The 14,915-nt window shown below is 37.5% G+C and carries 13 protein-coding genes; 3 read left to right on the forward strand and 10 right to left on the reverse strand.

The genetic code is table 11. The features are described 5' to 3' along the window. Positions 1–8: 8 nt before the first annotated feature. The 3 genes from ACN0TV_RS02770 to ACN0TV_RS02780 all read right to left on the reverse strand — a co-directional run bounded on the left by ACN0TV_RS02770 (position 9) and on the right by ACN0TV_RS02780 (position 3,404). On the reverse strand, positions 9–1,736 hold the full coding sequence (locus ACN0TV_RS02770; protein WP_417359868.1) for an OstA-like protein: 1,728 nt from the start codon (positions 1,734–1,736) through the stop codon (positions 9–11). A 208-nt stretch (positions 1,737–1,944) separates the two neighbouring features. Beyond that, positions 1,945–2,418: a hypothetical protein gene (locus ACN0TV_RS02775; RefSeq protein WP_417359870.1), complete on the reverse strand. Its 474-nt coding sequence runs from the start codon at positions 2,416–2,418 to the stop codon at positions 1,945–1,947. Next, the gene (locus tag ACN0TV_RS02780; RefSeq protein WP_417359872.1) at positions 2,418–3,404 is read right to left on the reverse strand and encodes a cytochrome P460 family protein; all 987 of its coding nucleotides are present in this window, start codon (positions 3,402–3,404) and stop codon (positions 2,418–2,420) included. The genes ACN0TV_RS02775 and ACN0TV_RS02780 overlap by 1 nt, the downstream gene beginning before the upstream one ends. Positions 3,405–3,597: 193 nt before the next feature. Between ACN0TV_RS02780 and ACN0TV_RS02785 the strand changes: the two genes are divergently transcribed. Beyond that, positions 3,598–4,704: a LytTR family transcriptional regulator DNA-binding domain-containing protein gene (locus ACN0TV_RS02785; RefSeq protein WP_417359874.1), complete on the forward strand. Its 1,107-nt coding sequence runs from the start codon at positions 3,598–3,600 to the stop codon at positions 4,702–4,704. Between the two features lie 12 nt (positions 4,705–4,716). Here the strand turns inward: ACN0TV_RS02785 and ACN0TV_RS02790 are convergent, their stop codons facing one another. Beyond that, positions 4,717–5,139 (reverse strand): Lrp/AsnC family transcriptional regulator, encoded by a 423-nt coding sequence (locus tag ACN0TV_RS02790; RefSeq protein WP_417359876.1) that lies wholly within the window; start codon positions 5,137–5,139, stop codon positions 4,717–4,719. Positions 5,140–5,278: 139 nt separating this feature from the next. Here ACN0TV_RS02790 and ACN0TV_RS02795 point away from each other — a divergent pair, with 139 nt between their 5' ends. Further along, positions 5,279–5,995 (forward strand): TSUP family transporter, encoded by a 717-nt coding sequence (locus tag ACN0TV_RS02795; RefSeq protein ID WP_417359878.1) that lies wholly within the window; start codon positions 5,279–5,281, stop codon positions 5,993–5,995. 244 nt (positions 5,996–6,239) lie between these two features. On the opposite strand, the gene ACN0TV_RS02800 is transcribed toward ACN0TV_RS02795, so the two are convergent. From ACN0TV_RS02800 to ACN0TV_RS02820, 5 genes are all read right to left on the reverse strand, one after another. Beyond that, complete coding sequence (locus ACN0TV_RS02800; protein WP_417359880.1) at positions 6,240–7,511, reverse strand: adenylosuccinate synthase; 1,272 nt, start codon at positions 7,509–7,511, stop codon at positions 6,240–6,242. Between the two features lie 18 nt (positions 7,512–7,529). Continuing rightward, complete coding sequence (locus ACN0TV_RS02805; RefSeq protein ID WP_417359882.1) at positions 7,530–7,973, reverse strand: Fur family transcriptional regulator; 444 nt, start codon at positions 7,971–7,973, stop codon at positions 7,530–7,532. Between the two features lie 41 nt (positions 7,974–8,014). Next, positions 8,015–10,219 carry a RelA/SpoT family protein gene (locus ACN0TV_RS02810; protein ID WP_417359884.1) on the reverse strand — a complete coding sequence of 735 codons (2,205 nt, stop codon included), beginning with the start codon at positions 10,217–10,219 and terminating at the stop codon, positions 8,015–8,017. 149 nt (positions 10,220–10,368) lie between these two features. Next, complete coding sequence (locus ACN0TV_RS02815; RefSeq protein WP_417359886.1) at positions 10,369–11,613, reverse strand: M48 family metallopeptidase; 1,245 nt, start codon at positions 11,611–11,613, stop codon at positions 10,369–10,371. A gap of 206 nt (positions 11,614–11,819) precedes the next feature. Further along, on the reverse strand, positions 11,820–12,614 hold the full coding sequence (locus ACN0TV_RS02820; protein WP_417359888.1) for a TrmH family RNA methyltransferase: 795 nt from the start codon (positions 12,612–12,614) through the stop codon (positions 11,820–11,822). A gap of 256 nt (positions 12,615–12,870) precedes the next feature. On the opposite strand from ACN0TV_RS02820, the gene ACN0TV_RS02825 reads away from it, so the two are divergent. Further along, positions 12,871–13,644 (forward strand): hypothetical protein, encoded by a 774-nt coding sequence (locus ACN0TV_RS02825; RefSeq protein ID WP_417359890.1) that lies wholly within the window; start codon positions 12,871–12,873, stop codon positions 13,642–13,644. 99 nt (positions 13,645–13,743) lie between these two features. On the opposite strand, the gene ACN0TV_RS02830 is transcribed toward ACN0TV_RS02825, so the two are convergent. Next, positions 13,744–14,820, reverse strand: coding sequence for a DUF3810 domain-containing protein (locus tag ACN0TV_RS02830; RefSeq protein ID WP_417359892.1), 1,077 nt, complete (start codon positions 14,818–14,820; stop codon positions 13,744–13,746). Positions 14,821–14,915 lie beyond the last annotated feature (95 nt).

Below are 14,915 nucleotides of genomic sequence, written 5' to 3' on the forward strand. Positions count from 1 at the left end.
CTCTTACCTTATGTTCCTTTTTCTTCTTTTTTCTTTTCTTCTACGCTGAGTTGCTGTTCCTCAGGGGCTAGGTTCGGGTTGTCGAGATCTATGGAATGATCGACTCCTTGAATTACAGGGAGTACTATTTCATTATCCTCCTTTGAAAAGAGATCATCAACGCTTTGTATCATTTCATCTCCCCTCCAATAAAAGCCCCTGAATTTCCGTGCGTTCACGGGCATTTCTGCGTCTGGATATATCTTTCCTTCTACATTGATAAAGGAAGTGGTATTGTCAATCTCATTGTTCTCCATAATCATCTGAATGAGCCCACAAACCCTCTTGTCAATACCGACGAATTCATCATCGTCATTCCACAGGTAATAAATGAGTTCAGCATTTTTGACAATATTGACCACTCTAAGTTCATTCTCTTCAAACAAACCATAGAGGGTTTTTCCTTTGATTTGATTGTAACCTTGTTTTAAGCTGTCCTTGAAAGTGACACCACTTAAGGAATCCTTTTGTATGATAAAGGCATTATCCCAAACCTTTAACGAATCCAATTTTTCAGTGACTGTATTGGATACAATGTGAATACTGTCTCCTGTCATTTGGGTTTTCCCGCTCCACAGTACTGGTCTATAAGCCGCCAACTTGTTTTCCGGGGCACCCGCTGGTATTGAAGAAATCAGCTGAATTAAGCCTGTTTGTTCATTGGTGTGAATGGAATCACATTTACCGCTGAGATCGGTCTTGAAGAAACGCGCATCTCTAAAGGCACGTATCACACGTTGGTTTTCCTTACCGGTAACCATTAAGGTGTCGGCATGAATGTACATCGAGTCCTTCTCGTATAGCGTAATGGCTAAGGCTCTTTTGGTAACAAGTACCGAATCTTTTGCCTTGTATACCTCGGCGTAATGACCTCTTAAAACACCATCGTTTACCGTGTCTATAACCTTGATGTTATTAGTCGCTGAAGCAAATTCAGTGGCCTTGTCAAAATACAAGCTGTCTCCAAAAATGATACGCTGGCTATAGTCAATTCTGGTATTTTTAAGCCCATAGCCTTGTTCTGCGATGGTGTTGTAAAACCCACGTTCAAAGTACATTTTATAATCCTCGCCTATAATAGTGGTAGGGCCGTACATATAAGCATTTTTGGTGATGGTGTAATAATCCATCCGAGCAGAATTTACAGTGTAGTCCGGGTGGGTAATCTTGACATCGGTTTTGAACTCGTACTTATCAATATCCATATAGTACCGCCCTTTAATACTGGTAAGGGTGTTGGCACTGTCTTTTACTGTTCCAAAGTTCTCGTAATAAGCTTGTTGAGTTTCCCTATTAAATTCGAGTTCATCGGTGCTTAGGGTCATGCTGTTGTTTCTGAGTACTACGCTGTCTTTGGCCAGGGCAATTTTAGTTTCTCCATTGTATTCCACATAAGCACTATTCATACGAATAGAATCCCCTTGTTGGAAATAGACGTTACCGTAGGCTTCGATTCTGTTATCGGCCTTGTAAAGAACGGCGAGATCACACCACATATCTGCACCTTCGTGACGAAATTGTACCTGTTGTTTTTCGTCCTTGTTGAAGATAGTAGCCCCAGGATATCGCTCCTCATCTAGGTTGATATCTCCTCCGTAAACAATCTCAATTTTCTTTTTCCCTTGTGTGTTTGGTGTTTGCGCTAGAAGCGGAATACAAAATAGCAACAGGAAAAGATGTAAAATGGTCTTAATCAAACTGAATCTAATTTTGCCACAAAAATAAAGCTTTTTGAGGTAGCTAAACTTATGTTTTGACGAATTTAAGGAAAAGCATTGGATTTTTTAAAATTCAACTCCTAAGCAGTTCACTTTTGTACCACTGAGTTCCACAATTTTTGTGATTCCAAGTTCCTTAAACGCCTCACGGTTTTACGCTTAAATACCCGTTGATATCTTGTCGATTTTAAGGAGAAACCGCCCTGGGCTGTGATAGTATTTGTTGTGTTTTCAAGCTATCATTACCGGATTTCTGCTCCAAGAGCTGTGCGTTGAAAAAGCTGTACTTAGGGGAATTATCCCGACTAAAGGTGATGCGTTCTACGGAGACTAACCTTCCTGGTATAAAAGCACCATACCAAAGTGAGTCCGGCTGTCGTTTCCAAGTGATCTGATAGATTCGAGATCCTATAGGGAAATCGCTTCCCTGGTAGTTCATTGCGTAGTTCGCACCTGTTTTGTTGGCGTATAGTGTTGACATCTGGTTTTCGTTCAGGTCAACAGCTGTGGTTAACGCCTGGAGTAACAAGGGATTCTCCCCTAAGTCACTAAGTTTTGTAATGGATGCTTTTTGATTTAAGACAATTGGCTTTGGCTGACAACCAAATTGGAAGCATAGCAGGATGAATGTCAGGTATTGAATTGTATTTGATCTTTTCATTATAGTGGTTTATGTAGTTGAATTAAATTTAATGGGATGGTAAACACATTGTCATTGTCTTTTACAGGACTGTGGCAACGAATACATTGTTGAACAAAGTCAGCTGTATCTCCATAGGGCTTTAGTTGTTGGCCTTTCCATCGTGCCCATCCCCAACCTTGAGTATCGGCGTATTTTACTGCATTCTTAATCATATACTCAACGTGGATAAAGTTACCGGTTGTGATTAGCCCTTCCTTGGTCTGTTTTTGTTTCCACAGTACCTTGGCGAGTATACTGCCATCTGGCCATGGGTTGGTCTCTTTGTTCCTGATGGCATTGACGGCTTGATCATTACCAAAAATGATTCGAATAGTACCGTTGTCAAATCGATCTGTTGTACTGATAACTTTCCAGTTTCTGTAATCGGGGATATAGGCAATACCATTGGGCGACTTTTCGACCCAGCTGTAATCCTTACGAGCGGTTTTTGCATTTTTGTCTTGGTCTGAAATCTTGGTGTCCATAGTTTTCTGTTGTTGTTTTGCGCTGTTGTCGAGAAGTGGCCTGGAGGTGATCCCACTTAGATAGTTTTTGATAATCTCCATTTGTGCTTCACTTATCCTAGATGATGGATGAACCACGGTGTAGCTTGGCAACGGCATTTCTCCAGCCATTATTTTGTTGAGACTATAGTATAAGGTTCCCTTTCGTTTGGCATCACTAAGACTATCCCATTTGGAGAAATTAACAAGTGTCGATCCCTTTTTGATGTGGGAGTTCACTACAAAATTAAAAGGGGTAATTTTGTCATACCAAGATAATTTTGGGCTGGAGGAATGGCAATTAAAACATGAGTTTTCCAGAATTTTGTTTATAGCTACTGGAACACCTTCAAGTACTAAGGGTTCTCTGTCGAATTCAATTTCTTTATAATCGGGTCTGATTAATTGGAGGGAGATAAACCCGAGAATGACACCCACCAATATGATAGTTCCTCTTTTCATAATTCGTTTTATATCTGATTACTTTTGAAACCAAAAGTATCTCTAGTTGGGGTGCTTTAAAGTTGAAAAGTGGTTCAAGCGGAGTAATTTAGACTTGAAGCCGAATATTTTTAGCTGAATCTTTATTATAACTTTTGAGATTACTGTAATTTACAGTGGTTTTTAAATGATTCTCTCTAAAGCTAAAGTTAGAATGCGTAACAAAGGTCCACATAAAATTATTCTATTTTGTTTAAGTGCAACGGTAGTCATTGTTTCAATAGTGTTGTTTTATGCTGTTTATCAATCTGCGAGAGATCAGTTATTGGACAATAGGCTTAAATCAGGAGAAAGGGAAGTACGAGAGATTGGAAGATTGTTGGAATATCAGTTAAGATCCGGTCTTTCAAAGGAGCAGGTGATAACCAATCTTCAACAAAGTATTTTAAATACGGATGTAGCCACGGAGTTTATCTGTATGTACAACACTGATGGGGTAGAATTGTGCCATCCTAATCCTGCCTTAATTGGCCATCAAATTACCATGGAGGATTCTTATCTTCATAAGTTGAACAGCCGGAGCTCAAAAGCTTTTCTGGAGGTGTTGCAAGATGGTATATCGAGATCAGGGATCCGTAGTTTTCAAAATGATCCCAAACGAAATTCAGAAATAGTTACCATATATCCTGTAGAGGGTACAGATTGGCTGGTGGCTTCCCATCTGAATATTGATGCCATGCATATGCAGCTCGCCTCATTGTATAACAAATTTTTGGTTGTTTTTATTTTTGGAGTATTATTAATTATTGCACTTAGTTATGTGTTAATACGCTTATCGTATCGCAAGTATGAACACTTGGTGAATAAACAAATGGCTGGCCTTAATCAAGAAGTAGATCTACTAAATACTTTAAATCAACAATTGTTAAGTTCCCAACAATGTCAGGAGGTCAAAACCAACTTGGGGCAGGGTGAGTCCAATGCTAAACAAAGGATCATTACCTATCACAAGGATGAGATGATAGCCATAAATACCGATTCAATTGCCTATGTGTTTTTACATAATGGACTAAGTTTCTTAAGAACTTTTTCCAATGAGGATTATGCTGTAAATGGTAGTCTGGATGAGGTGTATAAGCAATTGGATACTGATCGCTTTTACCGTGTGAATCGGCAATTGATTATCAATATCTCCTCGATTAAGTCGATCTATATTTATGGTAAAAACCAACTGAAATTACTGGTAGATCCTATTTTTGATCAGGATGTACTGATTAGTAAAAACAAGGTTGCTGCTTTTAAGAAATGGTTGGATAGGTAAGTGCAATTTCTTTTAATCTTTTTGCTTAATTTCTGATAGGATCAAAAGGGTGGTGGGGTTGCCGTAGGTAATTAAGGTGTCTACAAAATTTTGTAAGTGTTCTTGGTCTTTTAGAAGGGCTTTAATATGGATGTTGTAAGGTCCTGTTATGCGGTGTGCATACTCGACTTCTTTGAATCCGTGGATTTCGTTTAGTACCAAGTTTAATTTACCGTCAAATATCTTCAGAAGGATGAATACCTCCATGGTGTATCCTAAGCGCTTGGTATTTATTTTTAGGGTGTAGGATTCAATGATTCCGGTGTCTTCAAGTTTCTGAACGCGTTCTCGAATTGAGGAGGAGGAAAGGGAAATTTTTCGGCCTATCTCTGCATAGGAGTATCTCGAATTTTGTTTTAAAATTTCGATTATTTGTAAATCTATTGTATCAACCATTTTTTCGAGTGTTGTTTGTATAAAAATACAATTTTTCAACCGTAAATACTTCGATTTTCCATTTATTCAATTTTTGATTCAGTGGTAATTCAAATAATTTTGTTGTTCTAATAGATCGCTTAGTTTTACCCTAATAGTTATGGATTATACATTGCTTTTTTGTTTGGCCACCGGAATTTTTGCTGGATTTTATGTGCAGACGGTTGTAGGTTTTGCGGGTACATTGGTGTCGTTACCTCTATTACTGCTTGCGATGCCTTTGCCTGATGCCATCGCATATGTTTCAATATTTTACTTCTTCTCCAGCGTTAGCTTAGTTTTTAAAGAATGGAAAAACATAGATAAGCAGGTCATTCTAAAAATAACGACAGCAACCATTATCGGGATTATAGTAGGGGTATTGGTGCTTCGTTTTTCGAAACCTTTAGTTTTAAAAAGAGCCTTGGGTGTTTTTATTATTCTATATGTTCTATATGTTGCGACAGGTAGGTGGAAATTAAAGTTGAATAATGTAGGGACTGCCGGTTTTGGTGCCATGGCTGGCTTTTTCTCTGGAGTGTTTTCTACCGGAGGTCCCCTTTATGTGATTTGTGTGGAAAACTCAACCTCCTCAATCAGGGTTTTTAGAGCAACTATGATCGGTATATTTGGTCTGGTAACTCTTGTTCGGGTTCCAGCATTAGCTGTTAGTGGTATATTAAATTTCAGCCATTTGAAAACCAGTCTATTGATACTTCCCGTTTTTCTTCTCGCACAGTATATGGGTAAGTTAACCTTTAAGAATATCAATGAGGGATTGTTTAAAAAGTCATTGTTATGTCTATTGTGTATCTCTGCCTTAGGGATGTTTTTTTAGATTAGACTTTTAATTCAAAGGATAATCTCCATCTCAAATTACGCAATGAGCTTAATATCAGTAGCTATTTTTGTTGATAATTCAAGGGTTAATTACTTCCTGGTCAGTGATAAGGGAGTTCGTTATACAAATCACATCATTCCCTTTTTTAGATTCCATTGATATAAAAAGCAAAACCGATCCAAGGGACCGGTTTGTGCTTAAATTTGTGTAAAATATATAACCTAGATGATTCGTTTCTAGTTTACCTATGAATTGTTTGAGTTCTGTCTGGACCAACAGAAACAATTTTAATAGGCACTTCTAATTCTTTTTCTAAGAATTCGATATAATCGTTCAATTCTTGTGGAAAGTCTTTCTCAGAGCTAAGCTTAGTAAGATCCTTTGCCCAACCTTTCATCTCGGTATACACAGGGCTTAGGTTTTCCGGTTCTATGTTATACGGCAAATGCTCGATAGTCTTTCCATTGTATTTATAAGCAGTACAAACTTTAAGGTTTTTGAATCCGCTAAGTACGTCAGCTTTCATCATCATAAGTTGTGTAACTCCGTTGACTTGTACAGCGTATTTTAAAGCTACCAGGTCTAACCATCCGCAACGTCTTGGTCTACCTGTAACGGCACCAAATTCGTTTCCGATTTTAGCCATCTTTTCTCCATCCTCATCGAATAGTTCAGTAGGGAAGGGCCCGCTACCAACTCTGGTAGTGTAGGCTTTAAAAATTCCAAATACTTCTCCAATTCTGTTAGGAGCTACGCCAAGTCCGGTACAAGCTCCTGCAGCAGTAGTGTTTGAAGATGTTACAAAAGGATAGGTTCCAAAGTCAATATCCAGTAAAGATCCTTGTGCTCCTTCTGCCAGTATAGTCTTGTTATTCTTTAATGCTTGGTTTAGATATTCTTCACTGTCGATAAATTGAAGTGTTTTCAACTCTTCTACAGCTTGGAAGAATTCAGCTTCCAGCTCCTCTAGGTTGTATTGAATATCTACATCGTAGAAATCAATCATAGCCTGGTGCTTATCAGCCAATGCTCTGTAACGATCTTCAAAATCAGCTAATTCCAGATCGCCGATTCTAAGTCCATTTCTACCTGTTTTATCCATGTAAGTTGGCCCAATCCCTTTTAGGGTAGAACCGATCTTAGCTTTACCTTTCGAGGCTTCAGAAGCAGCATCCAAAAGACGGTGGGTAGGAAGGATTAAGTGTGCCTTTCTAGAAATAATAAGCTTTTTCTTGTAATCAATATTGAATTGTTGAAGACCTTCAAGTTCCTTAACAAATACAACGGGATCAATTACCACTCCATTGCCGATGACATTTATGGAATCTTCGTGGAAAATTCCGGAAGGAATGGTTCTTAAAACGTGTTTGATGCCGTCGAATTCTAAAGTGTGACCAGCGTTAGGCCCTCCTTGAAAACGGGCAATAATATTGTAGTTTTTGGTGAGAACGTCTACGATTTTACCTTTTCCTTCGTCTCCCCATTGTAGTCCAAGTAGTAAATCTACTGCCATTGTCCGTAAATAAAATTATTAATTTTTTTGATTTTTTGTTCCGTAGAAATAGAGAGAATGATTGTCAATTTTAATATCAAAAACCTCTTCTATTGTTTTTTTGATGTTTTGTATGCGTGGATCACAAAACTCCATAACCTCTCCAGTGTCAGTAAGGATTACGTGATCGTGTTGTTTGTCAAAATAAGATTTCTCATAGTGCGCTTGATTTTGACCAAACTGATGCTTTCTGACCAAGCGACATTCCAATAATAACTCAATAGTGTTGTATAAAGTTGCTCGAGAAACCCTATAATTTTTGTTCTTCATTTTGATGTAGAGTGATTCTATATCAAAATGTTCCTCACTCTGGTATATTTCTTGTAAGATGGCATAACGCTCAGGAGTTTTCCTGTGCTTATTATCTTCTAAGAAGCTGGTGAACACATTTTTAACGATTTCTTGATTCTTATCTGTCGTCATGATCAGGTCTGCAAATTAAACTACAAAGGTAGTGTTTAAAATTAAATTCGTCTCACTTTATCGATTCCATTAATCTTTTTGAGATTTTCTAACAATTTTTTCAAGATGGTTTTATTTTTAACCTCAATGGTTATCTTTCCGGAAAAGACACCTCCTTCAGTTTCAAAGTTAATACTTTTCATGTTTACATGCATGTTACTGGATATTACCTTGGTGACGTTGTTTACAAGGCCGAGGTTGTCAAGTCCTTCCAATTTGATGATTACAGTAAACTCCTGCTGTGTGGAGTCAATCCACTTGGCGGCGATAATTCTATAAGCGTAATTGGATTGTAAACTAATGGCATTAGGACAATTCTTGGTATGCACCTTAATCCCTTCATTAACGGTAATAAATCCAAAAACATCATCACCTGGAATAGGGGAGCAGCATTTGGAGAACGTATAATCCAGTTTTTCTTCCTCTTTACCGAAAACTAAAGAATCGTAGTTGTTGGTAACCTCTTCTTTATGAATCTCCTCTGCTGTGGCAGGTTTACGAATCCTGTTTTTAAAGAAGTTAATAAAGGTATTGTTTCTGGAGGCAGCAAATTCCTTTAACTTTTGGTTGTCAATGGTATTGATCCCTACACGGAAAAATAAGTCCAAACTGGTTTTGAGCTTAAAGTAAACCACCAAATCATTCACCGTTTTTTCGTTAAGGGTGATTTTGAGTTGTTTTAATTTACGCCTGAGGAGCTCTTTTCCTTCTTCTCCAATTTTTTTCTTCTCTTCTTTTAAAGAAGATTTAATTTTAGATCGTGCTCGAGCCGTTGTGGTATAATCTAGCCAGTTCGCAGTAGGTTTGGAGCTTTCAGAGGTAATGATTTCTACCTGATCTCCACTTCTTAATTCCCTACTCAATGGCACTAATTTACCATTGACTTTAGCACCTCTGGTCTTTACACCAATCTCTGTATGGATGTTGAAGGCAAAGTCCAATGGTGTAGCTCCCTTTGGTAAGGATTTGAGCTCACCCTTGGGAGTAAAGACAAATATTTCTTTGGAATAGAGGTTTAATTTAAATTCTTCAACAAAATCTACGGCGTTACCTTCTGAATTCTCCAGCGCTTCTTGCAGTTTATTCAACCAGCCTTCTATTCCCTGTTCTTGTTGATCTCCGTGTTTGTATTTAAAGTGCGCAGCATAACCCTTTTCAGCAATCTCGTGCATACGTTCACTTCGAATCTGAACCTCTACCCATCTGCCTTTAGGGCCGATTACGGTGATGTGAAGTGCTTCGTAACCTGTTCCCTTTGGAGATGAAATCCAATCACGTAGTCTTGTAGGGTTTGGGCGGAAGTGGTCCGTAACAATAGAATAGATCTTCCAAGCCAAGAACTTTTCGTTCTCCCGATCACTTTTATATATTATGCGAAGTGCAAACTTGTCATAAACTTCGTCAAAACTAACGTTTTGCGCTAGCATTTTGCGGTGTATTGAAAATATGGATTTTGAGCGACCTCGTATCACATAATTCAAGCCTTCTGCATCTAAACTCTCCTTGATGATTTCGCTAAAGGACTCGATGTATTTCTGTTGGGAGTCCTTGCTCTCTTCCATTTTACTGACCAGTTCGTTATAAATGCCCGGTTCAGTGTACTTCAGTCCTAAATCTTCAAGCTCCGTTTTGATGTTATACAAGCCAATACGGTGGGCTAGTGGAGCGTAGATGTATAGGGTCTCTGAGGCTATTTTAACCTGTTTGTGCGGAGCCATGGAATCCATGGTCTGCATATTGTGAAGTCTGTCGGCTATTTTAATGAGTATAACACGAACATCATCATTTAGGGTAAGTAACATCTTGCGGAAGTTTTCCGCTTGTAAGGAGATATCCTGTTCAGAGGAAATCTTAGAGATTTTGGTTAAACCATCTACAATGCGTGCAACGGTCTCTCCGAACATCTCATTCATGTCTTCAAGGGTGTATGTTGTGTCTTCTACCACATCGTGTAAAAGTGCCGCAGCAATAGCAGTAGCATCCAACCCAATTTGTTGGGCAACAATCTTAGCCACCGCAATGGGGTGGAATATATAAGCCTCACCACTCTTACGTCTTACATCTTTATGCGCATCAACAGCTGTATCAAAAGCGTGTCGTATGAGTTTTTTGTCCTCATCACTTAACGTTTGATAACTGATACGCAATAACTCCTTATATTGTCGTGCGATCTGTTTGTTTTCTTTTTCTTCATCTAATACCCTCATAGACTAAAAGTATAATAATCTTTGTTATTAAACAACAAATTTTATGCCTGTTTCTATTGGTCTCCTTTTAAGGGAAAACCTTACCAAAGCTGAAGTATTACGCTACTTCGCTTGTTTTTTGTGTAATAAAGATCAAAGGTAACCAAGGGTTACTTATGGCTGCTTGATTTTAAGTTTTTAAATCGTTGTAACAAGGTTGGATGGGAGTAATGTACAAAAACATATGCCGGATGTGGTGTTAAATTGCTCAAGCTATTTTTTGATAGTTTTTTCAATGAAGTTATAAGTGGTTGAGCAGCATAGGTTTGCTTAGCGTAATTATCTGCTTGATATTCAAACTTTCTTGAAAAATAATTCATAATAAGTGAAGTTAATTCTGATATTGGGCTGTATAGGATCGCAAAAGCGATTAGTCCGGCGTGAAAGCTGGCTTGAGAGACTCCGATGGCTAATGAAAGCTCAGGGACACTAACAAACAGTGAAAGGATATAAAGTGTAAGCCCAGTCAAGACAATAGAAGCAATGACATTGAAGATGATGTGTTTCCGTTTGTAGTGGCCTACCTCATGGGCTAGTACCGCTACGATTTCTTCTTCTTCCAAATCTTCAATCAATGTATCGTAAAGTGTAATTCTTTTTTGTTTTCCAAAGCCTGAAAAATAGGCATTGGCTTTGGTAGAACGTTTGGAACCATCGATCACAAAGATGTTATCCAACTGAAATCCTACCTTAGCAGCATACTGCTGTATTTTTGATTTTAAGCTTCCTTCTTCTAAAGGACTTTGTTTGTTAAATAATGGAACGATAATTCGGCTGTATAACATATTGATCAATAAGGTAAATACTGCAACAAGACCCCAGGCGTATAGCCAGAAGTTTGATCCTGCGATGTGATAGAACCAAACAATGAGCGCAAGTATTCCTCCTCCGAAGATTACCATCATTAGCCAGCCTTTGAGCTTGTCTAGTATAAAAGTCTTTATACTGGATTTGTTGAAACCATATTTTTCTTCAATAACAAAAGTGTGGTAATAGGAGAAAGGGGTTGTAATGATATCACTGCCCAGGGTAATAACTCCAAAAAAGATAAGGGTGATAAGAATGGGGTTGGATGTTGTTTCTCTAGCAAAAAGATCAACATAATCAAAACCATCGAACATTAGAAAACCAAGTGTCAAAACCAGGGAAAACACCCCGGTTATATTGGAGAATCTATAGTTTTCCAATTTATATGCTTGTGATTTTTCGTATTCCTCTTTCTGATATACATCTTCTAGTTCCTCTGGAATAGGATCATCAAATTTTCGAGCATTGAGATGGCCAATAATGCTATCGATTAGAAAATCAACGATCAAAATAGCGATGATGATATAAAATATACTTTGTGCACTCATAGATTTGGATTCAATATAATATCAAATGATAATGTAAAAGTAGGCTTTTATGTGAAAGTCTAATTACTCGTAGTTGAACAGTTTTAGAAATGTAAAGTGAAAAACTCCAAAAATGTAAAGTGAATTACTCTAATAGTGTAAAGTGAAACAGATAAATATATTCTATGCTGTTTATTAGCAGTCTTTTAGGTGTTGGTGAGGCGAGATTAAAAACCCCTCTGACGTTTGGCCTCAAAGATGATAATCGCAGCAGAAACTGAGACGTTCATGGAGTCGATTTCGCCTTGCATTGGAATGATGATGTTTTGATCAGAATTCTCTAACCAAGTCTCACTTAGTCCTGTGGCTTCGGTTCCCACAACAATGGCTGTTGGTTTATTATAATCCACGGTACTGTAGTTTACTGAAGCTGTCAATGCTGCGGCATGTATTTGAATCCCTTTAGCTTTTAGAAATTCGATAATTTCCGCTGTGCTTGCTGTGGCAATAGTGTTGGTGAAAAGACAGCCAACGCTAGATCGGATGATGTTTGGATTGTATAAATCTGTTTTTGGATTTGCGATGATAACAGCATCTAGCTTTGCCGCATCTGCCGTTCTAAGTAGTGCTCCAATGTTTCCAGGTTTTTCGGGAGCTTCAGCTACTAGAATCAGGGGTTTGTTACCAAGGGTAAGTTGATCAAGATTATGGGTGATGCTCCTTACAACGGCTATAACTCCTTCTGTGGTTTGCCTGTAGGCAAGTTTCTGATAAACTTCTTTAGTAATCTGTACGTAGTATTCTGAGTTCTGTATTCCAGTGAGCCCTATTAGCTCATCCAGTGCAATAATCTCCGGATCAAACCACATACTTTCAATAGTATATCCTGCTTTGATGGCAAGTTGAAGTTCTCGAATACCCTCCAAGACAAATAAGCCGGATTTCTTGCGCTCTCTGGATTTGTCTTTCAGTTGTATAAGTTGTTTAACAAGACTGTTTTGAGTACTGCTTATTGTTTTCAAGTTGCCTAAATTTTAGGCAAAAATAAGGCAAATAACACAATCCTTGGTAATAGACTTTAGATTGATTACTGATATACCCATGGATAGCAAGAGTGATAGCATTAAAATTAAATCAAAAAAAAATGGAGCCATAGAATTTGGGAGGAATATTTAGGTTCAATGGTTTTTAAAAATACAAAAGGTTCTTACGGTAAGCCGTAAGGAATTTTATCTTGCCTTAAATACCTTTGCCACCTAATCTTTTATTTGGGGAAATATGATTTTTAAATTTAGAGTATTGACAGTGATACTGTCTGTTTTTATGATGTCCGTAAGTTGTAATGATGACCTGGATGAGGTGTTACAGGATTTTGAAAAAGCAAGTAGAGATCGACTATTTGAATCTGTTGAAATTATAAAAGATGGGGAGGACAGTGATTCTCAAAAGTATAGTTTTACATACGACGAGGACAACACTCTTATAAAATTTACTGATTCTGATTCTGATGCCGGGCCTATAACATTGCTCTATGATGATGATAAATTAACTAATTTCAAAGAGGTGGCTGACAAAATTTTTTACAGTGATTTAATTATTAATCCGTATCAGGGTGAATATAAGAAATTTGTGATTGATAGAATTGGGTACAATGGAACAGGTAATAATCCAGATTGGATTAAAATGGATTTAACAGATAAGGAAAATATTACGAAACATGTTTATGTTGATATCAACTACGATCTGCAACCCAACATCTATAAGCCTTATTTAATGTCAGGTGGTATTGTTGAAGCTGCTGATCAAGTATTAAGCCCTAAAGAGAGGGAGGCGTATTTTACTAGCAAACTTTTGGCGAAGAACAATCCTTTAACCATCAACTTCCAGAATGGCAATGATGAGTTAGAACATATGTATACTATTCAGTATGACTTTGATGAAGATAAACGAAGAGTTAATAAAGCGGTAATTACGTATTTTGATTTTACAACTGGTCAAAGTCCTGTGGCAGATGTCACAACTGTTATTTACAGTTACTTGAAAGATAATTAACAATAATCCTACTACTATTTTAATTTGTGTTGATTACCATAGGTGTTAAGTATGCCAACTTATACACTAAAAAACAATGAGCTCTTGGAAACTTGATGCTCATTGTTTTTTACCATCGTTGGCTTTGTGGTAATTCACTAAAAGTGCAACAACGTAGCTATAGGACTTAATTCCTTTTGTCTGGTTGTTGGCCTTTAAAAATGAATTGAATGTTTTTTTGAATAGTGGCTCTGCCTTTGTTTGATACTTTTTCCAGAAGGTGTCGACTTCGATATAGTTCTTAATGATGCCTGGGTATACTTGTTTCTTTAGGATTTCAAATTGTTCCGGACTATTTCTTTTCACTGCGGCCAATGCATAGCGCATGACATATAAATATCCTGAATACTGAAAGTACAAATCGGAACTATTGGTGGCCGCCAAAAAACCGATAAAGTTTGCCTCATTTTCTGCGGAATACCCTATTTGATGTGCTTGTTCATGGCAACTCACTACTGGATATCTGTAATTGATTTGTAAACCGTTGACCTGCGCCTCGTTGGTGAATGGGTTTAAATAGCCGCCATAACCCATAAAGGATAGTCCAGTACTGTATAGAGAAGTCTTTATACTTTGAGTTTCGATCTGTAGATTTGGATATTGACTCGCCAGGTTTTGATATCCTTCTAGGCTCATTTGATAGATTTCATTTCTGGAATAAGGGATTTTAATAAGTGCCGTAGAGTCTGGGTTTAACTCCCTGTGAATCGAATTGCTTTTTTCAATAAGGTATTTGGTGTAATTGTATAATTCTTCTTGGGTATATTGTTCCGAGAGATTGAGTTTTTCATGAAGTGGTAAACGGTAGTAGTTGAAGCCCCATAGCAAATGAAAAAGGGCATATAACACAGAGATAACTACAAGTAATTCTCGTAGGAGTTGTAATGGCTTTTTAAGTAAACCCGGCAGTCTTCTAATTATAAACCGGATTAACAATAGAATAGCCAGAGTGTATATGATATCGCCTACAGAAAAGGGTATCCATCCAAAAATATAGCGTGCTATTTTAGAAATAACAGGATAAATTCCAGAGCTATAATAGCTTTCGACCAAGTTTGGAAATAGCCCTATGATCTTTACCAAAATTATTTGAGGTATGATGGAAAGCGCAATCAGTGTTTTGAAATGTTTTGACATAAACTCAAAAATAGATAATCTTAGCGGTTTCAAAACAATTAAAATCAAAGATTTCCAATTCTCAGTATTCTTTTCTAATCTTTATTGGATTGCAA

The sequence above is a fragment of the Galbibacter sp. genome (assembly GCF_048266365.1).
In the GTDB taxonomy this organism is placed as follows: domain Bacteria; phylum Bacteroidota; class Bacteroidia; order Flavobacteriales; family Flavobacteriaceae; genus Galbibacter.